Below are 24,823 nucleotides of genomic sequence, written 5' to 3' on the forward strand. Positions count from 1 at the left end.
GGAAGATCCGACCGGGGGAGGAGGGGTGCGCCGCCGAGTGATGCCGGAGTACTACGGGGCCGCCGCGAGATCCGTACCGCGGACCGGCCGGGAGCGGGTCAGGCGGCGTCCCGCTCGGCCCGCCGGAGCGCGGCGTCGCGCTTGCGCACGTACCAGATGCCGATCAGTCCGAGTCCGGCTCCGGCCAGGCAGGTCCACACCCACCAGGCGTGGCCGCGCTCGTCGAACCAGCCGTAGAAGGGAAGCTGCACGAGGAAGAGGACGAACCAGAGGACGGTGCCGCCGACGACGGTCGGAACCACGGGGCCCTCCAGGGGTGGCGGCGCCTCGTGCGTGGGTGTCCACTTCTTCATGCGTACAGCTTACGAGGAAGGCACCGGACGGGTGACGGCGCGGCGCCACCGGGGTCTACGCGCGGAGATAGCGATCCGTGCCTCATACCTTCATACTGAATTCGTTTGTCTCTGACCACTTTCATTCGTAGGAAACACCAATAAGGCCGTGGGGGAACCTGTTGGTGATGAGGTCCACGCATGCCCACCTCGGCCTCCGCCAAGGTCCCCCCGTCCCCCGAGTCGCCCGAAGACCGGCGGCCCCCGCAGAACGCGCTCGACCGCTACTTCCGGATCTCCGAGCGCGGCAGCACGCTGCCCCGTGAGATCCGCGGCGGTCTCGCCACCTTCTTCGCGATGGCCTACATCATCGTGCTGAACCCGATCATCCTGGGCAGCGCGAAGGACATGTACGGCAACCAGCTCGACAACGGTCAGCTGGTCACCGCGACCGCGCTGACGGCGGCGTTCACCACGCTCCTGATGGGCGTCATCGGCAACGTGCCCATCGCCCTGGCCGCCGGCCTCGGCGTGAACTCGGTGGTCGCCCTCCAGCTCGCCCCGCGGATGTCCTGGCCGGACGCCATGGGCATGGTGGTGCTGGCCGGCTTCGTCGTGATGCTGCTGGTCGCCACCGGCCTGCGCGAGCGCGTGATGAACGCCGTGCCCTACGGCCTGCGCAAGGCCATCGCCATCGGTATCGGCCTGTTCATCATGCTGATCGGCCTCGTCGACTCCGGCTTCATCACCCGGATGCCGGACGCCGCCCAGACCACCGTCCCGCTCCAGCTGGGCACCGGCGGTCACCTGCTGGGCTGGCCGGTGCTGGTCTTCGCCCTCGGGGTGCTGCTCACCCTGGCCCTGATCGTCCGCAGGACGCCCGGCGCGATCCTGATCTCCATCGTGGTGATGACCGTCGTCGCGATGATCATCAACGCGGTCGCCGACATCCCCTCCTGGGGCCTGACCACCCCGGAGTGGCCCGGCAACCCCGTCTCCACCCCCGACTTCGGCCTGGTCGGCGAGGTCAGCCTGTTCGGCGGCTTCGAGAAGGTCGGCGTGCTGACCGGCGTGCTGTTCGTCTTCACCGTGCTGCTGTCGTGCTTCTTCGACGCGATGGGCACGATCATGGCGGTCAGCGACGAGGCGAAGCTGACCGACGGCGAGGGCCAGATGCCGGGCATCAACAAGGTCCTGTTCGTCGACGGCATCGCGGTCGCCGCGGGCGGCGCCAGCTCCGCGTCGGCGACGACCTGCTTCGTGGAGTCCACGGCCGGGGTCGGCGAGGGCGCGCGCACCGGTTTCGCGAACATCGTCAGCGGCGCGCTCTTCGCCGTCGCCCTGTTCCTCACGCCGGTCGCCACCATGGTGCCGTCCCAGGCGGCCACCCCGGCACTGGTCGCGGTCGGCTTCCTGATCCTGGCGGGCTCCATCAGGGAGATCGACTGGAGCGACTTCACGATCGCCGTCCCGGCCTTCGTGACGATGCTGATGATGCCGTTCAGCTACTCGATCACCAACGGCATCGGCATGGGCTTCATCACCTTCTCGGTGCTGCGCCTGGCGGTGGGCCGGGGCCGGGAGGTGCCGGTCACCATGTACGTGGTCTCGGCGGTCTTCGCCTTCTACTACCTGATGCCGGCCCTGGGCCTCACCTGACCGGCGGGGTTCAGGTGACCCCGTAGAACCGTTCCGTCTCCTCCACGGCGGATAGGAACCGCTCGTCGAAGTCATCCCGAATGAGCGTCCGGACGACATAGTCCTGGACGCTCATTCCCCTTTTCGCCGCATGGTCCCGGAGCCGGTCGAGCAGCTCCCCGTCCATCCGCAGGCTGAGCACGCTGGTCCCCATGCGGACGAGGGTCGCCCTCGCCGGCCGGGTGATGCTCCGATTTCCCTGGACTGCTCACTCGTTCGGGTGAACCGTCGGTTTCAGTGGCGGGTGTCACGGGCACGCGGCGGTCGTGCGGTGGTACTTCGCCAGACTAATGAGTTACGCTAAGGAACATGCCGGACCTCAAGCATGGCGACGACGCCGCCGCCGTGAACTCCCTGCGCTCCGCCGTGATGCGGTTGTCCCGTCGCCTCAAGCACCAGCGGGTCGACGAGTCGCTCAGCCCCACCGAGATGTCGGTGCTCGGCACCCTGTCCAACTGCGGCAGTGCGACCCCGGGCGAACTCGCCCGCAAGGAACACGTCCAGCCGCCCTCGATGACCCGCATCGTGGCGCTGCTGGAGGCCAAGGGGCTGGTCCGGCTGGAGCCGCATCCGGAGGACCGGCGCCAGAAGGTCGTGACGCAGACCGAGCAGGCCGTGGTCATGCTCGAGGAGAGCCGCCGCAAGCGGAACGCGTTCCTGGCCACGCTGGTCGAGGGCCTCGACGAGGACGAGTGGGCGAAACTGCGCGCCGCCGCCCCCGTACTGGAGAAGCTCGCCCACCTGTAAGCGGCGCAGACGAGGAGGCGAACCCTTTGAGTACGGGACCCGGAGCAGCTTCCGCCCCCGCACCTGACGGCCACGACGAGACGACCACCCCCGACGCGCCCCGCAGGACCTCGATGTTCGCCTCCCTGAAGGTCAGGAACTACCGCCTGTTCTTCGCGGGCCAGGTCGTCTCCAACATCGGCACCTGGATGCAGCGCATCGCCCAGGACTGGCTGGTCCTCAGCCTCACCGGCTCCTCGGCGGCCGTCGGCATCACCACGGCCCTCCAGTTCCTGCCGATGCTCCTCTTCGGTCTCTACGGCGGTGTCCTCGTCGACCGCTGGCGCAAGCGCCCCACGCTGCTGGTCAGCCAGTCCGCGATGGCCCTGACCGCGCTCTTCCTCGCCGTGCTCACCCTGACCGGCCACGTCCAGGTCTGGCACGTCTACGTCGCCGCCTTCGCGATGGGCCTGGCCACCGTCGTCGACAACCCGGCCCGCCAGTCCTTCGTCTCCGAGCTGGTCGGCCGCGACCAGCTGCAGAACGCGGTCAGCCTGAACTCGGCCAACTTCCAGTCCGCCCGGCTGGTCGGCCCGGCCGTCGCCGGCCTGATGATCACCGGGGTGGGCACCGGCTGGGCCTTCCTCGCCAACGGCCTCTCCTTCGTCGCGCCGCTGAGCTGCCTGCTGCTGATGCGCGCCCGCGAACTGCACTCCGTCCAGCGCGCCCCGCGCGGCAAGGGCCAGCTGCGCGAAGGGCTGCACTACGTGGCCGGGCGCCCCGAGTTGACCTGGACCATCGTGCTGGTCGGTTTCATCGGCACCTTCGGCTTCAACTTCCCGGTCTTCCTGTCCGCCTTCGCCGACGACGTCTTCGACGCGGGCGCCGGAGCCTACAGCCTCTTCAACACCCTCATGGCCGTCGGCTCGGTGACCGGCGCCCTGCTCGCCGCCCGGCGCGGCACGGCCCGCCTGCGCGTCCTGATCGCGGCGGCGCTGGGCTTCGGCGCCCTGGAGATCGCGGCGGCGACGGCGCCCGAGCTGTGGCTCTTCGCGCTGCTGATGGTCCCGATAGGCGTCTTCAGCATGACGGTCAACGTCACCGCCAACACCAGCATCCAGATGTCCACCGACCCGGCCATGCGGGGCCGCGTCATGGCCCTGTACATGATGGTGTTCCTGGGCGGGTCCCCGGTCGGCGCCCCGATCGTCGGCTGGGTCACCGACACCTACGGCGCCCGGGTCGGCTTCGCCGCCGGAGGCGCCGTGGCCGCCCTCGCCGCGCTCGTGATCGGCCTGGTCCTGGCCCGCGTGGGCAACCTGCGCCTGTCGGTCGGCTGGCACCGCGGTCACCCGCAGGTGCGCTTCGTACCGCGGGAACGCCGGGAGGAGCTGGCCCCGGCGGCGTAGACCGGCTCCGACGCCGGTCAGTCGCGGGGGAAGCCGTCGGTCGTGAGGGTGAGGCCGACGATGTGGCCGCCCACGATCTCGGACTTGTGGCCCTCAGGGACGGGCGGCTTCTCCCGCCACTCGAACGTTCTGTCGATAGTGGGCCCGTCGTTGCTGTTGCTGCCGGTCACGCCAGTCCTGCCTCTCCGGACGACAACCCTCGCTCGGCACAACGACCCGCACGGCGCCGGAGCCGTGCCGGGCAAACTGTGGCCCATGAGACTCTTCGCCGCCGTGCTGCCCCCCGAGGACGTCACCGCCGCGCTCGCCGCCGAGGTGGCCGCGCTGCGGGAGCTGCCCGGGGCGGACGGGCTGCGCTGGACCGGCCGGCCCGGGTGGCACTTCACGCTCGCGTTCTACGGAGAGGTCGCCGACGACGTCGTACCCGACCTGTCGGCCCGGCTGGAGCGGGCCGCGCACCGCACCGCCCCCTTCCCGCTGGCCCTGCGCGGGGGCGGGCAGTTCGGGCGCGGGCGGGCCCTGTGGGCGGGGGCCGAGGGCGACCTGGCCACGCTGCGGCTGCTCGCGGAGCGTGCGGAGGCGGCGGGGCGCAGAGCGGGCGTCGAGAGGGGCGAGCACCGGCGTTACACGCCACACCTGACGGTCGCCCGCAGCCGGGAGGCGTTCGACGTGCGGCCGTACGTCGAGGCGCTCGCCGGCTTCACCGGGCCCACCTGGACCGTGACGGACCTCGCGCTGGTCCGCAGCAATCTGCCCGACTCCGGCGTACCGGGGGAGCAGCCCCGTTACGAGGCGGTCGGCCGCTGGCCGCTCGGCGCCTGCGGTTAGGCTCGGGGGCGTGGACCCGAAGACCCGTAACCGGATCATGGCCGGTGTGCTCGTGCTGATGCTCGTGGTGGTGGCGGTGGCGGCGGCCCTCGGCTGAGCGGCCGTGCGGCGACCGCCGCCCCGCGCACACCGCTACCAGGCGAAGGCCTCCGGCGAGGGCCCCGGCCCCGGGAAGACCTCGTCCAGCCCGGTCAGCAGCTCCTCCGACAGCTCCAGCTCCACGGCCCGCAGCGCCGACGCGAGCTGCTCCGCCGTACGCGGACCGACGATGGGGCCGGTCACGCCGGGCCGGGTCAGCAGCCAGGCCAGCGCGGCCTCGCCGGGCTCGACGCCGTGCTTGTCGAGCAGGTCCTCGTAGGCCTGGATCTGCGCCCGCTTCGCGGGGTCGGCGAGGGTGTCGGCGGCCCGGCCGGAGGCACGGCGCCCGCCCTGGACCTCCTTGCGAATGACGCCCCCGAGCAGCCCGCCGTGCAGCGGCGACCACGGGATGACACCGAGCCCGTAGTCCCGCGCGGCCGGGATGACCTCCATCTCGGCCCGGCGCTCGGCCAGGTTGTACAGGCACTGCTCGCTGACCAGGCCGATGGTGCCGCCGCGCCGGGCGGCGGTCTCGTTGGCCTGGGCGATCTTGTAGCCGGGGAAGTTGGAGGAACCCGCGTAGAGGATCTTGCCCTGCTGGACCAGGGTGTCGATCGCCTGCCAGATCTCGTCGAATCCGGTGGCGCGGTCGATGTGGTGGAACTGGTACAGGTCGATGTGGTCGGTCCGCAGCCGCTTGAGGCTGGCGTCGACCGCCCGCCGGATGTTCACGGCGGACAGCTTGTCGTGGTTGGGCCACGCCTCGCCGTCGGCGCCCATGTTGCCGTACACCTTGGTGGCGATGACGGTCCGCTCGCGCCGGTCGCCGCCCTGGGCGAACCAGTTGCCGATGATCTCCTCGGTACGGCCCTTGTTCTCGCCCCAGCCGTACACGTTGGCGGTGTCGAAGAAGTTGATGCCGGCGTCCAGCGCCGCGTCCATGATGGCGTGGCTGTCGGCCTCGTCGGTCTGCGGACCGAAGTTCATGGTGCCGAGGACGAGCCGGCTGACCTTGAGTCCCGTGCGTCCGAGCTGCGTGTACTCCATGGTCCCCAAGCCAACGACCTGGAGTGCGCTCCAGGCAAGCGGGTCGGGCCCGGTCAGTCGCGGGGGAAGCCGGCGGTGGGGAGGGTCAGGTCGAGGACGGTGTCGGTGAGGTCCAGGTCCTGGCCGAAGGCGACCCGCGTCTCGGTCGTGTAGTCACCGTCCTTGGGGTGGGTGAAGACGTGGCAGCGGCCCTGGTAGGGATCGGCGACGAGGTAGAGGGGGACCTCGGCGGCGGCGTAGGCGAGCTTCTTGGGGCCGTAGTCGTTCGCGGCCGTGCCCTGGGAGATGACCTCGGCGACGAACTCGACGTCCTCGTACCGCCAGTGGCCGGTGTCGTCCTGCTCCGCTCCGTCGCGGAGCTTGGCGACGTCCGGGCAGAAGCCGTTCTCGTGGCCGGGGAAGTCGATGCGGACATCCGAGAACACGACGACGTCCATGCCGAACCGGTCTTCGATGGGCCGTACGATCCGGCGGATGATTCCCCAGTGCGTGTCCCGCTGCGGTGTCATGTGGACGCTGCCCCCGACGATCTCGACCCTGAATCCTTCGGGGACGGGCATCCGCTCCAGCCGCTCGAACCACTCGTCCAGGCGCTGGGTGTTGGCGTCGGCCATGGCGATCCTGTCTTCAAGGACGGTCATCGTGGCGCTCCTCCCCGGCTGTCCCACGGGCGGGAGCAGCCGCGCGGTACAACGATACGCACGGTGACCGGGACACGGGAGCCCGCGCATATGCCACCGCGGGGGAGGGCGGAGGCGGGCTACGGCGCCGCGCTGTAGGGGCCGCCCAGTTCCCACGCCTCGTACATCGCCTCCGCGAAGGCGCCCGCGATTCCGTGCTCGCCGCTCCTGTTGGGATGGGTGCCGTCGTAGGTGTCCGTGTGGAAGTCGTACGACGCGGGGGGCGGGACGAGCAGCAGCGGGGAGTCCGCCTCGTCGAGGTCGGCGAGCGTCTTGGCGAGGAGTTCGTTGAAGCGGGCGACCTGTTCGGCGAAGGGTGCGTCGGTGTCCACGCGGATGTTGTGGAGCACCGGCATCACGGCGACGCGGATGTGCGGGTTCGCCGCGCGCGCGTCCGCCACGAAGCTCCGGACGTTGTCCGCGGTCTGCTCCGCGTTCGTGTAGAAGCCCAGGTCGATGAGGCCGAGGGAGACCAGGAGCACGTCCGCGCGGCAGGACCGTACCGTCTCGCCGATGAGCGGGGTCATGTGGTGCCAGCCCTCGCCCCAGCCGGCCAGGTGCGCGCGGGGGAAGTCGGGCTCGGCGTAGGCCTGCGACGTGGGCGCGTCCGTCGACGGGTCGTGCAGCGCCTCGCGCGGTCCGACGAACGTGAAGGGGCCGCCGTACGTGTCGCGCAGGTGCTGCCACAGCCGGTGGCGCCACGTGTGCTCGCCGGCGCTCCCTATCGTCATGGAGTCTCCGACGAACATGAACCTGAGCATCCGCTCATCATGGACGATCGGCCCGGCCGGCGCGATGTGAGCCCGACCACGCAGCGTGACCCCCGGCGTGAACACCCGCGCGGGATGGCAGGCTTGGCGCATGCGCCGACCCTTCGCCCTCCTCGTCTCGGCCCTCCTCGTGGGCGCGTTCGCCGTGCCCGCCTCCGCAGCCGACGGCGGCGACGGCGGCGACGGGTTCACGATCGAGGACCCGAGGATCACCGAGTCGAGCGGCCTCGCCGCCTCCCGCCTCCACCCCGGCGTCTACTGGACGCACAACGACCAGGACAACGGGCCCTACCTGTACGCGGTGGACGGCGGCACCGGGAAGACCGTCGCCCGCGTCGCGCTCTCCGGCGTCGGCACGCCGCGGGACATCGAGGCGATCTCGATCGGGCCCGGCAACCGGATCTTCGTCGGGGACATCGGCGACAACCTCGGCGGCACCTGGCCGTACGTGTGGGTCTACGAACTGCCGGAGCCCGCGGAGCTGAAGGACCAGACGGTCAAGGCGACGCAGTACGTGGTGAAGTACGCGGACGGCGCCCGGGACGCGGAGTCGCTCGCCGTGCACCCGAAGACCGGGCGGGTCTACATCATCGACAAGAACGAGGACGGCGGGCACCTCTACGAAGGGCCGGCGAAACTCTCCGCGTCCGGCACCAACGTCTTCCGGCGCGCGGCCCCCGTGGAGCTGTGGGCCACCGACGCCGCCTTCTCCCCGGACGGCGAGCGGCTCGCGGTGCGCGGCTACCTGGGGGGCCTCTGGTACGACTGGAACGGCGGGAAGATCCAGCGCAAGGGGCGGATCAGTGTGCCCCTCGGCCAGGGCGAGTCGACCACCTACACCGCCGACGGCGCGAAGCTGCTGCTCGGCATGGAGGGTTCCCGGAGCCCGGTGCGGGCGCAGGACGCGCCCGGGGGCGGCGGGGGCGGGGGCTCGTCGTCGTCCTCCTCGGGAGGGTCGGCCGCCTCCGGTGACGACGGTTCCGGCGCGGGCACGCTGAAGGTCGGGGCGCTCGGGCTGGTCGTCGCGTGCGCGGCCCTGTTCGGGCTACGCAGGCTGGTCCGGCGCCGGTGAGCCGGGCGCCGCTGAGCCGGGCGCCGGTGAGCAGGGCGTCGCCGGGCCGGGTGTCGCCGGGCCGCCCGCCGTGGCGCGCGCGGCCACCAGTACCTCCAGTCCGTCCAGGATGCGCTGGAGGCCGAACTCGAAGTGGTCGAAGCCGGGGCCGAAGGTGTCCTCGGAGAGGGAGGCCAGCACCGGGTAGCGCCCGCTGGTCATGACCTTCTCCAGCACCGGCTGCTGGGCGGCCCAGAACTGGGCGTCCGTGAGCCCGGAGCTGCGCTCGGCCTCCTCCTGGTACACCTGCGTGCGGGCGGCCCCGACGACGTACCCGTCGAGCATGATGATCACCGACAGGAGTTCGGGGTCGGTCAGGCCCATCGGCTTGATCCGGGTGAGCACCTTCTCCATGCCGTCCAGGGCGCTCGGCCCGAGCACGGGGCGGGACTGGTTGACGTTCAGCAGCCAGGTGTGGCGCCGGTGGAGGGCGAGGGCGGAGCGGCCGAGGGCCTCCAGCGCCGAACGCCAGCCGCCGTCGCCGTAGTCTTCGGGGTCCTCGGAGGTGCGCTGCACGCGGTCCAGCATCAGGTCGAGCAGTTCGCCCTTGCCGGGGACGTAGCGGTAGAGGGACATCGTGCCGGTGCCGAGGTCGGTGGCGATCCGGCGCATGGAGACGGCGGCGAGCCCTTCCCGGTCGGCGATCTCGACGGCGGCTTCCACGATCCGCTCCAGCGTCAGCCCGGGTTTCGGCCCGCGGCTCGGCCGCCGGCCGGTGTCCCACAACAGTTCGATGGTGCGGCCGATGTCGCCGCTGCCGCTGGTCTCCGTGCCGCTCGCCATGGGGTCAGTCTAGGTCCGCGGAGAAAAATTGGGTACGGCGTACGCGCAATCGGGTACGGTGTACTCAGTTGGTGAGCGAAGGGGGGACCCATGACTGAGGGACACGCGGTACGGGCCGAGGGGCTGGAGAAGCGGTACGGCGAGAAGCGCGCCCTCGACGGCTTCGACCTGGCCGTCCGCGAGGGCACCGTGCACGGCCTGCTGGGGCCGAACGGCGCCGGGAAGACCACCGCCGTGCGCATCCTGTCCACGCTGATCAGGCTGGACGGCGGACGCGCCGAGGTGGCGGGTCTGGACGTCGCCCGCCGGCCGCGCGAGGTGCGGGCCCGGATCGGCCTCACCGGGCAGTACGCGGCGGTGGACGAGGTGCTCACCGGCCGGCAGAACCTGGAGATGTTCGGGCGCCTGTTCCACCTGGGCGGCCGCCGGGCCCGGGCCCGCGCCGTCGAGCTGCTGGAGCAGTTCGACCTGACGGACGCCGCCGACCGGGGCGTCGGCAAGTACAGCGGCGGCATGCGGCGCCGCCTCGACCTCGCCGCCTCGATGATCCTCGCCCCCGCCGTCCTGTTCCTGGACGAGCCGACCACGGGCCTCGACCCCCGCAGCCGCGGCGAGGTCTGGGACTCCGTCCGGGCCCTGGTGGCGAGCGGCACGACCGTGCTGCTGACCACGCAGTACCTGGAGGAGGCCGACAAGCTGGCCTCCCGCATCACCGTCATCGACCAGGGCCGGGCCATCGCCGACGACACCCCGGACGGGCTGAAGAACCTGGTCGGCGGCGACCGTGTCGAGGTCGTGGTGACCGAGCGGGCCGACATCCCGCGGGTGGTGAAGGTGGTGGCCCGGGTCTGCGAGGGCGAACCCGAGGCCGACGAGGAGGCGCTGCGCGTGCACGCCCCGGTCACCGACCGGGTCGCCGCGCTGACCGAGGTGGCGCGGACCCTCCAGGACGAGGGGGTCGGCGTGGAGGACATCGGGCTGCGCAGGCCGAGCCTCGACGACGTGTTCCTGCGCCTGACCGGGCACCGCACCGACCGCGCCGCCCTGACCGAGAAGGAGGCGGTGGCATGAGCGCCCTCGACCCGACGACGGCCCCGCGCGAGCGCGGGCGGCTGTACTGGCTGCTCGCCGACTGCGGCAACATCGTGCGCCGCGGCCTGACCCACTACCAGCGCCAGCCCGTCAACATCGCCTGGCAGCTCGGCTTCCCGATCCTGTCCGTCCTCCTCTACGGCTACGTCTTCGGCAGTGCGATGACCGTGCCGGGCGGCGGGGACTACAAGGACTTCCTGATGCCGGGCATGTTCGTGATGACCATGGCGTTCGGCTTCATCAACACCGCCACCGTCGTCGTCTACGACTCCACCAAGGGCGTCATCGACCGGTTCCGCTCCATGCCGATGTCCTCCTCCGCGGTGGTCGCGGGGCGCGGGGTGACCGACCTGGTGATCGCCTGCGCCGAGCTGGCGATCATGATGCTGACCGCGATGGCCATGGGCTGGCGGCCGGACGGCGGCTGGGGCTTCCTGGCGGCGTTCGCGCTGCTGCTGTGGCTGCGGTTCGCGCTGATCTGGATCGGTGTGTGGCTGGGACTGATGGTGCCGAATCCGGAGGCGGCCGGCGGCCTGTTCGCGGTGGCCTTCCCGCTGACGATGATCTCCAGCATCTTCGTCGCCCCGCAGCTCATGCCGGACTGGCTGGGCTGGGTGGCCGCCTGGAACCCGATCTCCTCCACGGCGGCGGCCGCCCGCGAGCTGTTCGGCACGCCGGTCGGCGGCGGCGACTCGTGGGTCGAGCAGCACGCGGTCCTTATGGCGTGCGTCTGGCCGGTCGTCCTGACGGTGATCTTCCTGCCGCTGGCGGTCCGGCGGTTCCAGCGGCTGAGCCGGTAGGCGTCAGCGGGGCAGCGGGCAGGGCGGGGTGCGGGGCCCACTGCCGTCATCGTCCGGCGGGCAGGTCACCAGGGCGACGGAGAGGAACGCGGGACGTTCGAGGTAGCAGCCCAGCGACACGTCCCCGCCCCACCCGAGCCGTGCCTGGGCCGAGGCGACGAGGGCGGCCAGGCGGACCGCGTCCCGCTGAGCGTCGCAGGCGAAGCGGGGCGCGTACTCGCGAAGCGCGAGGATCCGGGGCTGACTTCCTGGCTCGAAGGCCGAGCCAAGGGTAGGGCCGATGACATCCTGCGCATTCTCGAAGTGCGGGGTACCGAGATCCCCGACATCGCCCGGGAGCGGATTACCGACTGCACCGATCTCGACGTGCTGGGGACCTGGCTCGACCGCTCCCTGAGCGTGACGCACGCCGAGGAGTTGTTCGTCGAGGAGTAGAGCGTGCGGAGGCGCGAAGGGCGCCCGGCGGATCATCCGCCGGGCGCCCTTCGCGTGCTGTCGCCGGAGGCTAGAGCTTCTCGATGACGTAGTCGACGCACTTCGTGAGCGCCTCGACGTCTGCCGGGTCGATCGCCGGGAACATCGCCACGCGCAGCTGGTTGCGGCCGAGCTTGCGGTAGGGCTCGGTGTCGACGACGCCGTTGGCGCGCAGCACCTTGGCGACGGCGGCCGCGTCGATCTCGTCGGCGAAGTCGATCGTGCCGATGACCTGCGAGCGCTTGGCCGGGTCCGAGACGAACGGCGTGGCGTACTTGGACTCGTCGGCCCAGGTGTACAGGCGGGTCGAGGAGTCCTTGGTGCGGCCGGTGGTGAAGTCCAGGCCGCCCTGGCCGTTCATCCAGTCGAGCTGCTCGCCCAGGAGGAACAGGGTGGCCAGCGCCGGGGTGTTGTACGTCTGGTTCTTGCGCGAGTTGTCGATCGCCGTCGGGAGGGAGAAGAACTCCGGGACGTGGCGGCCGGACGCGTGGACGCGCTCGGCGCGCTCGATCGCGGCGGGGGAGAAGACGCCGATCCACAGGCCGCCGTCGGAGGCGAAGGACTTCTGCGGGGCGAAGTAGTAGACGTCGGTCTCGGCGACGTCCACGGGCAGGCCGCCGGCGCCGGAGGTGGCGTCGACCAGCACGAGGGAGCCCTCGTCGGCACCGGCGACGCGCTTGATCGGCATGGCGACGCCGGTCGAGGTCTCGTTGTGGGTGAAGGCGTACACGTCCACGCCGGCCTCGGCGCGCGCCTCGGGGTGGGTGCCCGGGTCGGAGGAGACGACGGTGGGCTCGGCCAGCCAGGGGGCGAGCTTCGCGGCCTTGGCGAACTTCGAGGAGAACTCGCCGAAGGTCAGGTGCTGGGACTTGTTCTCGATCAGGCCGTGGGTCGCGACGTCCCAGAACGCGGTGGAGCCGCCGTTGCCGAGGATCACCTCGTAGCCGTCGGGGAGCCGGAACAGCTCGCGGATGCCCTCACGGACCTTGCCGACCAGGTTCTTGACCGGGGCCTGGCGGTGGGAGGTGCCGAGGAGGGACGTACCGGTGGCGGCCAGGGCGTCCAGCGCCTCCACCCGCACCTTGGAGGGGCCCGCGCCGAATCGACCGTCCGCGGGCTTGATGTCAGCAGGAATCTGGATCTCAGCCACGTGCCGGAGCGTATCGTCCCGGCCGAACCGGACGGGAACATGTCCGTCCGATGAGACGAGATCTCCGCCTTGCGGACCTGTACGGAACCACGAGAGCCCATGCTGGAGGCATGACCGATCTGGAGGCAGCACTGCGCGGAGCCGTCCGGGGCGAGGTCGCCTTCGACGTCACCTCGCGGGCCCTGACGACGATGGACGCGTCCAACTACCGCAGGGTCCCGCTCGGCGTGGTGGCGCCCAAGGACGCCGAGGACGTGGCGGCCGTCCTGGCGGTGTGCCGGGAGCGGGGGGTGCCGGTGGTGCCCCGGGGCGGGGGGACGTCCATCGCCGGTCAGGCGACCGGGACCGGGGTCGTGCTCGACTTCACCCGGCACATGAACCGGCTGGTCTCCCTGGACGCCGAGGCGCGCACGGCCGTCGTCGAGCCGGGGCTCGTCCTCGACCGGCTCCAGGAGGCCGCCGCCCCGCACGGCCTGCGGTTCGGCCCCGACCCGTCCACGCACAGCCGGTGCACGCTCGGCGGCATGATCGGCAACAACTCGTGCGGCTCCCACTCCGTGGCCTGGGGCACGACGGCCGACAGTGTGCGGGAGCTGACCGTCCTCACGGCGGGCGGGCACAGGCTGGGGCTCGGACCGGGGTGGGCCGGGGCCCCGGACGGTCTGCGTGCTCTCGTCGACGGGGAACTGGCGCGGCTGCGCACCGGCTTCCCGGAGCTGCCCCGCCGTATCTCCGGCTACGCGCTGGACGCGCTGCTGCCCGAGAACGGTGCCGACGTCGCCCGCTCCTTCTGCGGCTCGGAGGGCACGCTCGGCGTGCTGACCGAGGCGGTCGTGGGGCTGGTCGAGGCGCCGCGCGCGCGGGCGCTCGCCGTGCTGGGCTACGCCGACGAGGCCGCTGCGGCGGAGGCGGCGGCCGGGCTGCTGCCGCTGGGCCCGCTGACGGTGGAGGGCATGGCCGCCGACCTGGTGCCGTCCCCGGCCGGCCTGCCCCGGGGCGGGGCGTGGCTGTTCGTGGAGACCGGCGGCGACACGGAGGCCGAGGCGCGGGCGCGGGCGGAGGACGTGGTCCGGGCGGCCGATGTCGTCGACGCGTTGGTGGTGACCGACCCGGCCGGGCAGCGGGCGCTGTGGCGGGTCCGGGAGGACGCGAGCGGTACGGCGACCCGGATGCCGGACGGTTCGGAGGCGTGGCCCGGCTGGGAGGACTGCGCGGTGCCGCCCGCCCGGCTGGGCGCGTACCTGCGGGACTTCCGGGGCCTGTTGACCGCGTACGGCCTGCGCGGCACGCCGTACGGGCACTTCGGCGACGGCTGCATCCACGTGCGCATCGACTTCGACCTGCTGACGGCGGCCGGAGTCGCCCGTTTCCGCCGCTTCTCGGAGGAGCTGGCGGACGTCGTCGTGGCACACGGCGGGTCGCTGTCCGGCGAGCACGGTGACGGGCAGGCGCGGGCGGAACTGCTGCCGCGGATGTACGGCGAGGAGACGGTGGCCCTCTTCGAGCGGGCGAAGGCCCTCTGGGACCCGGACGACCTCCTCAACCCCGGGATGCTGGTCCGCCCGGCGCCGCTGGACGCCAATCTCCGCTTCTCCGTCCTGCCCCGCGAACCGGTGGACGTGGCCTTCGGCTACCCCGCCGACGGCGGCGACTTCTCGGCCGCCGTGCGCCGCTGCGTCGGGGTCGCCAAGTGCCGTACGACGTCGGCGGCGGGCGCGTCGGTGATGTGCCCGTCCTTCCGGGCGACGGGTGAGGAGGAGCACTCGACGCGCGGCCGGGCCCGCCTGCTGCACGAGATGCTCGCCGGCGAGCTGGTGACCGACGGCTGGCGGTCGACGGAGGTCCGGGACGCCCTCGACCTGTGCCTGTCCTGCAAGGGCTGCCGCTCCGACTGCCCGGTCGGGGTCGACATGGCCACGTACAAGGCGGAGTTCCTGCACCACCACTACGCCGGGCGCCGCCGCCCGGCCGCCCACTACGCGATGGGGTGGCTGCCGGTGTGGCTGCGCTGGGCGGCGCGGGCGCGGGTGGCGCCCGTCGTCAACGCCCTGTCCTCCGTGCGGCCCTTGGCGGCGGTGGCGAAGCGGCTGGGCGGGATCGCGGGGGAGCGGGACGTGCCTCGGCTGGCGGGGGAGACGTTCAGCCGGTGGTGGCGGGGGCGGCCCGCCCCGACGGGCGGCGGCGACCTGGTGGTCCTGTGGCCCGACACCTTCACCGAGCACCTCTCGCCGTCCGTGGGCCGGGCGGCGGCGCGGGTGCTGGAGGCGGCGGGGCTGGGGGTGGCGCTGCCGCCGACCCTCGCGGGAGGCGCCCTTGCGGACGGCCGCACGCGCTCGGCGGCCGCCCTGCTCACCGCCCGCCGGGGCCGGGTCTGCTGCGGCCTGACGTACGTGTCCACGGGCCAGCTGGACCGCGCCCGCGCGGTGCTGCGCCGCACGCTGGACCTGATGGCGCCGGTGCTGGAGACCTCCGCGCCGGTCGTCGTCCTGGAGCCGAGCTGCGCCGCGGCCCTGCGCACGGACCTGCCCGAGCTGCTGCACGACGACCCCCGCGCGGCCCGCCTCGCCGCCCGCGTGGTGACCTTCGCGGAGGCCCTGGAACGCCACGCCCCCGACTGGACCCCGCCCGCCCTGGACGTCCCGGCGGTCGGCCAGACCCACTGCCACCAGCACGCGGTCCTCGGCGACGCCGCCGACCGCCGTCTGCGCGAGGCGGCCGGCCTGACCGGCGAGCTGAGCGGCGGCTGCTGCGGCCTCGCGGGCAACTTCGGCTTCGAGACCGGCCACTACGAGGTCTCGGTCGCCTGCGCCGAGGACCAGCTGCTGCCGGCGGTGCGGGAGGCCCCGGAGGGGGCGGTGGTAATGGCGGACGGCTTCTCGTGCCGGACCCAGCTGGAGCAGCTGGCGGGGGTGCGGGGGCGGCACCTGGCGGAGGTGCTGGCGGAGGGGTTGGATCACCCCTGAGAGGCGGTCAGGGCCGGGGGCGGTGGTTCACGCGGTAGTGGAGGTGGACGACGCCCGAGCCGAAGGTGCGGGTGGTGACCAGGTCGAGGTCCACCCGGCGCTCACCCCCGGGGAAGTAGGGAACGCCGCCGCCGACCATGACCGGGTGGAGCACGACCCGGTACTCGTCGATCAGGTCGGCCGCGGCCGCCTCGGCGGCGAGGGTCGCGCCGCCGATCGCGATCTCGCCCTCGCCCGGCTCGGCCCGCAGCCGTTCGATCTCCTCCGCGACACTCCCGGTGGCCAGCCGGGCGTTGCCCTCCACGGACGTCAGCGTGGTGGAGAACACCACCTTGGGGAGGGGATTCCAGAGCGCGGCCCACTCGCGTCCGGCGTCGTCGAGCCCCTCGTCCCGGCCGGCGGTCTCCCAGTACAGCATCGTCTCGTACAGCCGCCGGCCCAGCAGGTGGACGTCGACCTGCCGGATCTCGTCGATCCAGAAGCGGAAGACGTCCGGGTCGGGTGACGCCCAGTCGAAGCCGCCGTCCGGTCCGACGATGTAGCCGTCCAGCGAGGCACCCATCGAATAGGTGACGCTGCGCATCGGGACTCCTCCTCGGTACGGGTTCCGTCCGGTTCCGACCGTACGCCCCGGGGCGGGTCCGGGACCGTCAGGGAGTGGTGTCGCCGCGCACCAGGGGACGGCACACCGGCTGGACGTCCTCGGGGAGGTCGTCCGGACGGCACCAGCGGGCCTCCAGGATCTCCAACGGGTCGATGCGCAGCTCGCCGCCGAGCAGCCGGGCCTCGAAGGCCACCTCCAGGCGGGTGCGGAGACCGCTGCCCAGCATGACCAGGCGGCCCACCTCCACGTCGAGGTCCGTCTCCTCCTTGACCTCGCGCACCACGGTGTGCCGGAAGTCCTCGCCCTTGCGCGCGAAGCCGCTCGGCAGGCCCCACTGGCGGCCCGGCGGCCACATCCGGTGCTTCAGCAGCAGGACCCGCCCCTCGTCGTCGCGCACCACGCCGGTCACACCGACCACGTACTTCGTGTGCAGCAGCCACATCACGCGGCTCTGCACCGGGCGCAGGAGGCGCCACAGGCGGGCGAGGAGTCGTCTCACACGGGGGACGCTACCGGGTCGGCGCGCGGCCCCGGCGGGTGAGCCCCGGAGGGTGAGCCCCGTCCAGCCGGTGGAAGTGCGTTGACAGCCCTGTTCCCCGCCCACGACAGTTGCATGAAAGGTATACGCGCCTGACCGAGTCCATTACTGTGGACCGTGCCGTACAGCATGATGAACCAACCCTCCCCGCGAACCGTCCCGGAGCCCTCGTGAGTACCCCCAGCGCTACCCCCGGCACCCCCGCCCCGGCCGCCTCCATGGCGGGGCCCGAGGCAGCGGGAGCCGCCGGTCAGGCGTCCGCCGCCGGCCCTGCCTCCGCGCCGGGCGGCGCCCCGGCCGACGGCGGCCGGTTCGGTGCCCTCGGCCCCGTGGGGCTGGTCCTCGCCGGGGGCCTGTCCGTGCAGTTCGGCGCCGCGCTGGCGGTGAGCCTGATGCCGCGGGCCGGGGCGCTGGGCGTGGTGACGCTGCGGCTGGTCGTGGCCGCCGTCGTGCTGCTCCTGATCTGCCGGCCTCGGCTGCGCGGGCACTCGCGGGCCGACTGGGGCACGGTCGTCGTCTTCGGCATCGCCATGGCCGGCATGAACGGACTCTTCTACCAGGCCGTCGACCGCATCCCCCTCGGCCCGGCCGTCACCCTGGAGGTGCTCGGCCCGCTCGCGCTCTCCGTCTTCGCCTCCCGCCGCGCGGTCAACCTGGTCTGGGCCGCGCTCGCCCTGGCCGGCGTCTTCCTGCTCAGCGGCGGCGGCTTCGACAGCCTCGACCCGGCCGGCGCCGCCTTCGCGCTCGGGGCGGGCGTCATGTGGGCGGCGTACATCGTGTTCAGCGCGCGTACCGGGCGGCGCTTCCCGCAGGCCGACGGGCTGGCCCTCGCGATGGCGGTCGGGGCGGTGCTGTTCCTGCCGCTGGGCATCGCCGAGTCCGGCGCCGAGCTGATCGACCCGGTGACGCTGGCGCTGGGCGCGGGGGTCGCCCTGCTCTCCTCCGTCCTGCCCTACACCCTCGAACTCCTCGCGCTGCGCCGCCTGCCCGCGCCCACCTTCGCGATCCTCATGAGCCTGGAGCCCGCCATCGCCGCGGCGGCCGGTTTCCTCATCCTGGACCAGGCCCTGACCGCGCCCCAGTCCGCCGCCATCGCGCTGGTCATCGCGGCCAGCATGGGAGCGGTGCGGACCCAGGTGGGACGCGGGCGGGCCAAGAAGCGCGGGGACCTGCGGTAGGCCGTACGGACCGCGGTGAGCCGCGGTGAGCCGCTGTGAGCCGCTGCGGTCCGTTGCGGTCCGCTGCGAGTCGCGGCGAATTGCTGCGGTCCGCCGCTAGCCGTCGTGGAGCACACGCGGTTACCGCGAAGGGGCGCGCGGCGCACGGGTGGTCTTCGGGAAGGGGCGCGGTGCACGCGCGGTTCGTCGCGAGCGAGCGCGCTGCACGCGCGGACCCTCGCGAACGGACGCCGGCTTGCTCCCCGTGACCCGGTCAGCGAGGGCCCCGAGTGCCCCGAGTGCCCCCATGACTGCCGGGGGCCTCCGGGCCTCCGGGTCTCCGGGCCCCTCATGAGACCCCGCTGGCCCCCGCCCGAAAATCATGCATGCACGCTTGATTGTTCCGTGGGCCACTGCCATGCTCCTCACCACACCGCGCCGCACACCGCCGTGCCCGAGGGGAGCGTCCGTGTCCGATCCCACGCCCGTGATCGACGACCTGCGCGAGGAGAGCGGGGAAGTCGACGCGCTGGTCGCGCGGCTCAGCCCCGGGGAGTGGCGCCTCGCCACCCCCGCGCCCCGCTGGACGATCGCCCACCAGATCGCGCACCTGGCCTGGACCGACCGGGCCGCCCTGCTCGCCGTCACCGACGAGAAGGGCTTCGCCGGCCTGGTCGAGCAGGCCCTCGCCGCGCCCGACCGGTACGTCGACGACGGCGCCGACGAAGGCGCCCGGCAGGACCCCGCCGAGCTGCTGGCCGGCTGGCGGGAAGGGCGTGCCGCCCTCGACAGGGCGCTGCGCGAGGCGCCCCCCGGCGCCCGGTTCCCCTGGTACGGCCCGCCCATGGCCGCCGCCTCCATGGCCACCGCCCGCCTGATGGAGACCTGGGCCCACGGCCTCGACATCGCCGACGCCCTCGGCGTCACCCGGCCGCCCACCGACCGGCTGCGGCACATCGCCCGCATCGGCGTCCGCGCCCGGGACTTCGCCCACGCGGCCCACGGCCTCACCCCGCCCGCCGAGCCGTTCCGCGTCGAACTCACCGGCCCCGGCGGCGACCTGTGGACGTACGGCCCCGAGGACGCCCGCCAGCGGGTCACCGGCCCCGCCCTCGACTTCTGCCTCCTCGCGGCCCAGCGCGCCCATCGCGCCGACCTCGCCCTGCGGGCCGAGGGCCCGGACGCCGACCGCTGGCTGGACATCGCCCAGGCCTTCGCGGGGCCGCCCGGAGCGGGCAGGCCGCCGAAGGGAGCCGGCCGGTGAGCGTGCTCCGCGTCGGCAACGCCTCGGGCTTCTACGGCGACCGCTTCGACGCCGTGCGGGAGATGCTCACCGACGGCCCGCTGGACGTCCTGACCGGTGACTACCTCGCCGAGCTGACCATGTTGATCCTCGGCCGCGACCGGCTGAAGGACCCGGACGCCGGGTACGCGCGCAGCTTCCTGCGGCAACTGGAGGAGTGCCTCGGCCTCGCCCACGAGCGGGGCGTGAAGATCGTCGCGAACGCCGGCGGACTCAACCCGGCCGGACTCGCCGACGCCGTACGGACGCTCGCCGGACGGCTCGGCCTGCCCGTGCGGGTCGCGCACGTCGAGGGCGACGACCGCACCACCGCCCACCCGGGCAGCCTCACCGCCCACGCCTACCTCGGCGGCTTCGGCATCGCCCGGTGCCTGAGCGAGGGCGCCGACGTGGTCGTCACCGGGCGGGTCACCGACGCCGCCCTGGTCACCGGCCCCGCCGTCGCGCACTTCGGCTGGGCGCCCACGGACCACGACCGGCTGGCGGGCGCGGTCGTCGCCGGACACGTCCTGGAGTGCGGGGCGCAGGCGACCGGCGGCAACTACGCCTTCTTCGAGGAACGCGCCGGGGACCTCCGGCGCCCCGGCTTCCCCCTCGCCGAACTGCACGCCGACGGCACCTCGGTCATCACCAAGCACCCCGGCACCGGCGGCTTCGTCGACGTCGGCACGGTCACCGCCCAGCTGCTGTACGAGACGGGCGGCGCCCGGTACGCGGGACCCGACGTCACCGCCCGGCTGGACACCGTACGGCTCACCCCGGACGGACCGGACCGGGTACGGATCGACGGCGTGCGCGGCGAGGCCCCGCCGCCCACGCTCAAGGTGGGCCTGAGCCGCCTCGGCGGCTTCCGCAACGAGGTCGTCTTCGTGCTCACCGGCCTCGGCGTCGAGGCCAAGGCCGCGCTGGTGCGGGAGCAGCTGGAACCCGCCCTGGGCAAGGTCGCCGACGTCCGCTGGGACCTCGTGCGCACCGACCGGCCCGACGCCCCGACCGAGGAGACCGCGAGCGCCCTGCTGAGGCTCGTCGTCCGCGACGCGGACCAGCAGACCGTGGGGCGGGCGCTGAGCGGCGCCGCGATCGAGCTGGCCCTCGCCAGCTATCCCGGCTTCCACGTGCTCGCGCCGCCCGGCAAGGGGGCGCCCTACGGGGTCTTCGAGGAGGACCGCGTCCCGCAGGGCGCCGTCGCCCAGGTGGCCGTCCTCCACGACGGGCGCCGGGTCGAGGTGGCGCCGCCTCCGCAGACCGCCGCCCTCGACGCCGTACCGGAACCGCCCCTGCCCGAGCCGCTTCCGCCCGGGCCGGTACGCCGGGCCGCCCTCGGCCTGGTCGCCGGGGCGCGCAGCGGCGACAAGGGCGGCAACGCCAACGTCGGCGTGTGGGTCCGGACCGACGAGGCCTGGCGCTGGCTCGCGCACGAGCTGACCGCCGAGCGGTTCCGGGAGCTGATCCCCGAGGCCCGCGACCTGCCCGTCACCCGGCACGCGCTGCCCGCCCTGCGCGCCCTCAACTTCGTCGTCGAGGGCATCCTCGGCGAGGGAGTCGCCGCCCAGGCCCGCTTCGACCCGCAGGCCAAGGCGCTCGGCGAATGGCTGCGCGCCCGCCACCTGGACATCCCGGAGGTACTCCTGTGACGGTCCGTGACCTGGACAGCCCGGAGGTACTCCTGTGACGGCTGTGACCTGGACATCCCGGAGGTACTGCTGTGACGGTCTGTGACCTGGACATCCCGGAGGTACTCCTGTGACGGCCCGCCACCTGGACATCCCGGAGGTACTCGCGTGACGGTCCTGCCCTCGGCCCTGGACCCGGCCGCCCCGGACCACCGGGCCCACCGCGAGGCCATGCTCGGCAAGCTCGCCGAGCTGGACGCCGAGCACGCCAAGGCCCTCGCGGGCGGCGGCGAGAAGTACGTCGCCCGGCACCGCGAGCGGGGCAAGCTCCTGGCCCGCGAGCGCATCGAGCTGCTCCTCGACCCCGACACGCCCTTCCTGGAGCTGTCCCCGCTGGCGGCCTGGGGCAGCGAGTACACCGTCGGCGCGTCCCTGGTCACCGGCATCGGCACCGTCGAGGGCGTGGAGTGCCTGATCACCGCCAACGACCCGACCGTGCGCGGCGGTGCCAGCAATCCCTGGTCGCTGAAGAAGGCCCTGCGCGCCAACGACATCGCCCTCGCCAACCGGCTGCCCTGCGTCAGCCTGGTCGAGTCCGGCGGCGCCGACCTGCCGTCCCAGAAGGAGATCTTCATCCCCGGCGGCGCGATCTTCCGCGACCTGACGCGGCTGTCGGCGGCCGGCATCCCCACCGTCGCCGTCGTCTTCGGCAACTCCACGGCGGGCGGCGCCTACATCCCCGGCATGTCCGACCACGTGATCATGGTCAAGGAGCGGGCGAAGGTGTTCCTCGGCGGGCCGCCCCTGGTCAAGATGGCCACCGGCGAGGAGAGCGACGACGAGTCGCTGGGCGGCGCCGAGATGCACGCCCGCACCTCCGGTCTCGCCGACTACTTCGCCGTGGACGAACCCGACGCCCTGCGCCGGGCCCGCAGGGTCGTCGCCCGGCTCAACCACCGCAAGGCACACCCCGATCCGCCGGTCGCCGAGCCCCCGAAGTACGACCCGGAGGAACTCCTCGGCATCGTCCCCGGCGACCTCAAGATCCCCTTCGACCCGCGCGAGGTGATCGCCCGGATCGTCGACGCCTCCGACTTCGACGAGTTCAAGCCGCTCTACGGGACGAGCCTGGTCACCGGCTGGGCTGCCCTGCACGGCTACCCCGTGGGCATCCTCGCCAACGCCCAGGGGGTCCTCTTCAGCGAGGAGTCGCAGAAGGCGGCCCAGTTCATCCAGCTCGCCAACCAGCGCGACGTCCCGCTCCTGTTCCTGCACAACACCACCGGCTACATGGTCGGCAGGGAGTACGAGCAGGGCGGCATCATCAAGCACGGCGCGATGATGATCAACGCCGTCTCCAACTCCCGCGTCCCCCACCTGTCCGTCCTGATGGGCGCGTCCTACGGCGCCGGCCACTACGGCATGTGCGGCCGGGCCTACGACCCGCGCTTCCTCTTCGCCTGGCCCAGCGCCAAGTCCGCCGTCATGGGCCCCCAGCAGCTCGCCGGCGTGCTCTCCATCGTCGCCCGCCAGTCCGCCGCCGCGAAGGGCCGGCCCTACGACGACGAGGGCGACGCGGCGCTGCGCGCCATGGTGGAGCAGCAGATCGAGTCCGAGTCGCTGCCCATGTTCCTGTCCGGGCGGCTCTACGACGACGGCGTCATCGACCCGCGCGACACCCGCACCGTCCTCGGCCTGTGCCTGTCGGCCGTCCACACCGCGCCCTACCAGGGCGTGCGCGGTGGCTTCGGCGTCTTCCGGATGTGAGGGAACCACTGTGACCAGCGAGGAGCACCCTGTGATCGGCACCGTCCTCGTCGCCAACCGGGGCGAGATCGCCTGCCGGATCTTCCGCACCTGCCGCGAGGCGGGCATCAGGACGGTCGCCGTCCACTCCGACGCCGACGAGGACGCCCTCCACGCGCGCGTGGCGGACGCGGCCGTCCGCCTGCCGGGCACCGCCTCCGCCGACACGTACCTGCGCGGCGACCTCATCGTAAAGGCCGCGCTCGCCGCCGGCGCCGACGCCGTGCACCCCGGCTACGGCTTCCTCTCCGAGAACGCCGGCTTCGCGCGGGCCGTCACCGACGCGGGCCTGACCTGGATCGGGCCGCCGCCGGAGGCGATCGAGGCGATGGCGTCCAAGACCCGCGCCAAGGAGCTGATGGGCATCGCCCCCCTCGGCGAGGTCACCGAGGCCGACCTGCCGGTGCTGGTGAAGGCGGCGGCCGGCGGCGGCGGGCGCGGCATGCGCGTCGTACGGCGGCTCGCCGACCTCGGCGCCGCACTGACCGCCGCCCGCGCGGAGGCGGCGAGCGCCTTCGGCGACGGCGAGGTCTTCGTCGAGCCGTACGTGGAGGACGGGCGCCACGTCGAGGTGCAGATCCTCGCCGACACCCACGGCACGGTATGGGTGCTCGGCACCCGCGACTGCTCCCTCCAGCGCCGCCACCAGAAGGTGATCGAGGAGGCCCCGGCCCCCGGCCTGGACGCCTCCCTCACCCGGGACCTGCACGAGCAGGCCGTCCGCGCCGCCCGCGCCGTGCACTACACCGGCGCCGGGACCGTCGAGTTCCTCGTCGCCGGCGGCCGCGCGCACTTCCTGGAGATGAACACCCGCCTCCAGGTCGAACACCCCGTCACCGAGGCCGTGTTCGGCATCGACCTGGTCGCCCTCCAGCTCCGCGTCGCCGAGGGCCACGCCCTGGGGAGCGAGCCGCCGACCCCGCGCGGCCACGCCGTCGAGGCCCGCCTGTACGCCGAGGACCCGGCACACGGCTGGACGCCGCAGACCGGCCGCCTGCACCGCCTCGCCGTCCCGGACGGCATCCGCCTGGACACCGGCTACACCGACGGCGACGACATCGGCGTCCACTACGACCCGATGCTGGCCAAGCTCGTCGCCCACGCGCCCACCCGCGCGGAGGCCGTCCGGCGGCTCGCCGGGGCCCTGGAACGGGCGGCGATCCACGGCCCGGTCACCAACCGGGACCTGCTCGTCCGCTCCCTGCGGCACGAGGAGTTCACCTCCGCCCGCATGGACACCGGCTTCTACGACCGCCACCTGGCCGCCCTCACCGAGCCCGCCCCCGACCCCCTCGCCCCGCTGGCCGCCGCCCTCGCCGACGCGAGCGCCCGCGCGGGCCGCTTCGGTGGCTGGCGCAACCTGCCCTCGGCGCCCCAGGTCAAGCGGTACGCCCTGGCCGGCGAGGAGCACGAGGTCCGCTACCACCACACCCGCGCGGGCCTCACCGCGGACGGCGTACGCGTGGTGCGCGCCGACGCCCGCACCGTCGTCCTGGAGACCGACGGCGTACGGCGCCGCTTCGAGATCGCCCGCTACGGCGACACCGTCCACGTCGGCTCCACCACGCTCACCGCCCTGCCCCGCTTCCCCGACCCCACCGCCGAGCACGCCCCCGGCTCCCTCCTCGCCCCGATGCCCGGCACGGTCGTCCGCGTCGCCGAGGGCGTGACGGAGGGCGCGCGCGTGGCGGCGGGCCAGCCCCTGCTCTGGCTGGAGGCGATGAAGATGGAACACCGGATCACCGCCCCGGCCGACGGCACTCTGACGACCCTGAAGGCCGTACCCGGGCAGCAGGTCACGGTCGGCTCGCTCCTGGCGACGGTGCAGGAGACCTAGGGGCGCGGGACCGCACGGAACATG

24 protein-coding genes are annotated in these 24,823 nt (G+C 73.1%); 14 read left to right on the forward strand and 10 right to left on the reverse strand.

Translation table 11 applies throughout. The features are described 5' to 3' along the window. Positions 1-98 precede the first annotated feature (98 nt). A complete protein-coding gene (locus AC07FV_RS27185) occupies positions 99-353 on the reverse strand; it encodes a DUF2530 domain-containing protein (protein ID WP_356608396.1) in 255 nt (84 codons plus the stop codon). 180 nt (positions 354-533) lie between these two features. On the opposite strand from AC07FV_RS27185, the gene AC07FV_RS27190 reads away from it, so the two are divergent. Next, positions 534-1,991, forward strand: coding sequence for an NCS2 family permease (locus tag AC07FV_RS27190; RefSeq protein WP_479089911.1), 1,458 nt, complete (start codon positions 534-536; stop codon positions 1,989-1,991). A 10-nt stretch (positions 1,992-2,001) separates the two neighbouring features. Here AC07FV_RS27190 and AC07FV_RS27195 read toward each other — a convergent pair whose 3' ends face one another. Then, the gene (locus AC07FV_RS27195; protein WP_479089913.1) at positions 2,002-2,184 is read right to left on the reverse strand and encodes a ribbon-helix-helix protein, CopG family; all 183 of its coding nucleotides are present in this window, start codon (positions 2,182-2,184) and stop codon (positions 2,002-2,004) included. A gap of 155 nt (positions 2,185-2,339) precedes the next feature. Here AC07FV_RS27195 and AC07FV_RS27200 point away from each other — a divergent pair, with 155 nt between their 5' ends. Then, a complete protein-coding gene (locus AC07FV_RS27200; protein WP_217139705.1) occupies positions 2,340-2,777 on the forward strand; it encodes a MarR family winged helix-turn-helix transcriptional regulator in 438 nt (145 codons plus the stop codon). 26 nt (positions 2,778-2,803) lie between these two features. Next, positions 2,804-4,165 (forward strand): MFS transporter, encoded by a 1,362-nt coding sequence (locus tag AC07FV_RS27205; protein ID WP_479089914.1) that lies wholly within the window; start codon positions 2,804-2,806, stop codon positions 4,163-4,165. A 17-nt stretch (positions 4,166-4,182) separates the two neighbouring features. On the opposite strand, the gene AC07FV_RS27210 is transcribed toward AC07FV_RS27205, so the two are convergent. Next, entirely contained in the window at positions 4,183-4,335 is a 153-nt protein-coding gene (locus tag AC07FV_RS27210; RefSeq protein ID WP_479089916.1) for a hypothetical protein, read from the reverse strand. 85 nt (positions 4,336-4,420) lie between these two features. On the opposite strand from AC07FV_RS27210, the gene thpR reads away from it, so the two are divergent. Next, positions 4,421-4,993: an RNA 2',3'-cyclic phosphodiesterase gene (gene thpR / locus AC07FV_RS27215; protein WP_479089918.1), complete on the forward strand. Its 573-nt coding sequence runs from the start codon at positions 4,421-4,423 to the stop codon at positions 4,991-4,993. A 132-nt stretch (positions 4,994-5,125) separates the two neighbouring features. Here thpR and AC07FV_RS27220 read toward each other — a convergent pair whose 3' ends face one another. The 3 genes from AC07FV_RS27220 to AC07FV_RS27230 form a co-directional block, all read right to left on the reverse strand. Then, the gene (locus AC07FV_RS27220) at positions 5,126-6,118 is read right to left on the reverse strand and encodes an aldo/keto reductase (RefSeq protein WP_479089920.1); all 993 of its coding nucleotides are present in this window, start codon (positions 6,116-6,118) and stop codon (positions 5,126-5,128) included. A gap of 53 nt (positions 6,119-6,171) precedes the next feature. Further along, positions 6,172-6,759 (reverse strand): Uma2 family endonuclease, encoded by a 588-nt coding sequence (locus AC07FV_RS27225; protein WP_356608386.1) that lies wholly within the window; start codon positions 6,757-6,759, stop codon positions 6,172-6,174. A gap of 119 nt (positions 6,760-6,878) precedes the next feature. Next, on the reverse strand, positions 6,879-7,559 hold the full coding sequence (locus AC07FV_RS27230; protein WP_479089922.1) for a GDSL-type esterase/lipase family protein: 681 nt from the start codon (positions 7,557-7,559) through the stop codon (positions 6,879-6,881). 100 nt (positions 7,560-7,659) lie between these two features. Between AC07FV_RS27230 and AC07FV_RS27235 the strand changes: the two genes are divergently transcribed. Continuing rightward, on the forward strand, positions 7,660-8,640 hold the full coding sequence (locus AC07FV_RS27235; protein ID WP_479089924.1) for a WD40 repeat domain-containing protein: 981 nt from the start codon (positions 7,660-7,662) through the stop codon (positions 8,638-8,640). Here the strand turns inward: AC07FV_RS27235 and AC07FV_RS27240 are convergent. Continuing rightward, positions 8,614-9,462: a TetR/AcrR family transcriptional regulator gene (locus AC07FV_RS27240; protein ID WP_479089926.1), complete on the reverse strand. Its 849-nt coding sequence runs from the start codon at positions 9,460-9,462 to the stop codon at positions 8,614-8,616. The genes AC07FV_RS27235 and AC07FV_RS27240 overlap by 27 nt on opposite strands. A gap of 90 nt (positions 9,463-9,552) precedes the next feature. Here AC07FV_RS27240 and AC07FV_RS27245 point away from each other — a divergent pair, with 90 nt between their 5' ends. From AC07FV_RS27245 to AC07FV_RS27255, 3 genes are all read left to right on the forward strand, one after another. Further along, positions 9,553-10,533: an ATP-binding cassette domain-containing protein gene (locus tag AC07FV_RS27245; RefSeq protein ID WP_479089927.1), complete on the forward strand. Its 981-nt coding sequence runs from the start codon at positions 9,553-9,555 to the stop codon at positions 10,531-10,533. Beyond that, positions 10,530-11,354 (forward strand): ABC transporter permease, encoded by an 825-nt coding sequence (locus AC07FV_RS27250; RefSeq protein ID WP_479089929.1) that lies wholly within the window; start codon positions 10,530-10,532, stop codon positions 11,352-11,354. Before AC07FV_RS27245 ends, AC07FV_RS27250 begins: the two co-directional genes overlap by 4 nt. 303 nt (positions 11,355-11,657) lie before the next feature. Further along, entirely contained in the window at positions 11,658-11,789 is a 132-nt protein-coding gene (locus AC07FV_RS27255; protein ID WP_479089931.1) for a hypothetical protein, read from the forward strand. Between the two features lie 70 nt (positions 11,790-11,859). Here AC07FV_RS27255 and serC read toward each other — a convergent pair whose 3' ends face one another. Next, positions 11,860-12,978: a phosphoserine transaminase gene (serC, locus tag AC07FV_RS27260; RefSeq protein ID WP_383644527.1), complete on the reverse strand. Its 1,119-nt coding sequence runs from the start codon at positions 12,976-12,978 to the stop codon at positions 11,860-11,862. Between the two features lie 110 nt (positions 12,979-13,088). Here serC and AC07FV_RS27265 point away from each other — a divergent pair, with 110 nt between their 5' ends. Further along, positions 13,089-15,941, forward strand: a complete 2,853-nt coding sequence (locus tag AC07FV_RS27265; protein WP_479089933.1) for an FAD-binding and (Fe-S)-binding domain-containing protein — start codon at positions 13,089-13,091, stop codon at positions 15,939-15,941. Positions 15,942-15,948: 7 nt separating this feature from the next. Here the strand turns inward: AC07FV_RS27265 and AC07FV_RS27270 are convergent, their stop codons facing one another. Then, a complete protein-coding gene (locus AC07FV_RS27270; RefSeq protein WP_479089935.1) occupies positions 15,949-16,524 on the reverse strand; it encodes a dihydrofolate reductase family protein in 576 nt (191 codons plus the stop codon). 67 nt (positions 16,525-16,591) lie between these two features. Beyond that, entirely contained in the window at positions 16,592-17,044 is a 453-nt protein-coding gene (locus AC07FV_RS27275) for an NUDIX hydrolase (RefSeq protein ID WP_479089936.1), read from the reverse strand. Between the two features lie 209 nt (positions 17,045-17,253). On the opposite strand from AC07FV_RS27275, the gene AC07FV_RS27280 reads away from it, so the two are divergent. From AC07FV_RS27280 to AC07FV_RS27300, 5 genes are all read left to right on the forward strand, one after another. After that, complete coding sequence (locus tag AC07FV_RS27280) at positions 17,254-18,261, forward strand: EamA family transporter (protein WP_479089938.1); 1,008 nt, start codon at positions 17,254-17,256, stop codon at positions 18,259-18,261. 448 nt (positions 18,262-18,709) lie between these two features. Next, complete coding sequence (locus tag AC07FV_RS27285; RefSeq protein ID WP_479089940.1) at positions 18,710-19,504, forward strand: TIGR03084 family metal-binding protein; 795 nt, start codon at positions 18,710-18,712, stop codon at positions 19,502-19,504. Further along, a complete protein-coding gene (locus AC07FV_RS27290; protein ID WP_479089941.1) occupies positions 19,501-21,177 on the forward strand; it encodes an acyclic terpene utilization AtuA family protein in 1,677 nt (558 codons plus the stop codon). Before AC07FV_RS27285 ends, AC07FV_RS27290 begins: the two co-directional genes overlap by 4 nt. Positions 21,178-21,324: 147 nt before the next feature. Then, entirely contained in the window at positions 21,325-22,923 is a 1,599-nt protein-coding gene (locus tag AC07FV_RS27295) for an acyl-CoA carboxylase subunit beta (protein WP_479089942.1), read from the forward strand. Positions 22,924-22,954: 31 nt separating this feature from the next. Beyond that, positions 22,955-24,799 (forward strand): acetyl/propionyl/methylcrotonyl-CoA carboxylase subunit alpha, encoded by a 1,845-nt coding sequence (locus AC07FV_RS27300; RefSeq protein WP_479090062.1) that lies wholly within the window; start codon positions 22,955-22,957, stop codon positions 24,797-24,799. Positions 24,800-24,823: the final 24 nt, after the last annotated feature.

The organism is Streptomyces sp. NPDC045956 (assembly GCF_056430705.1).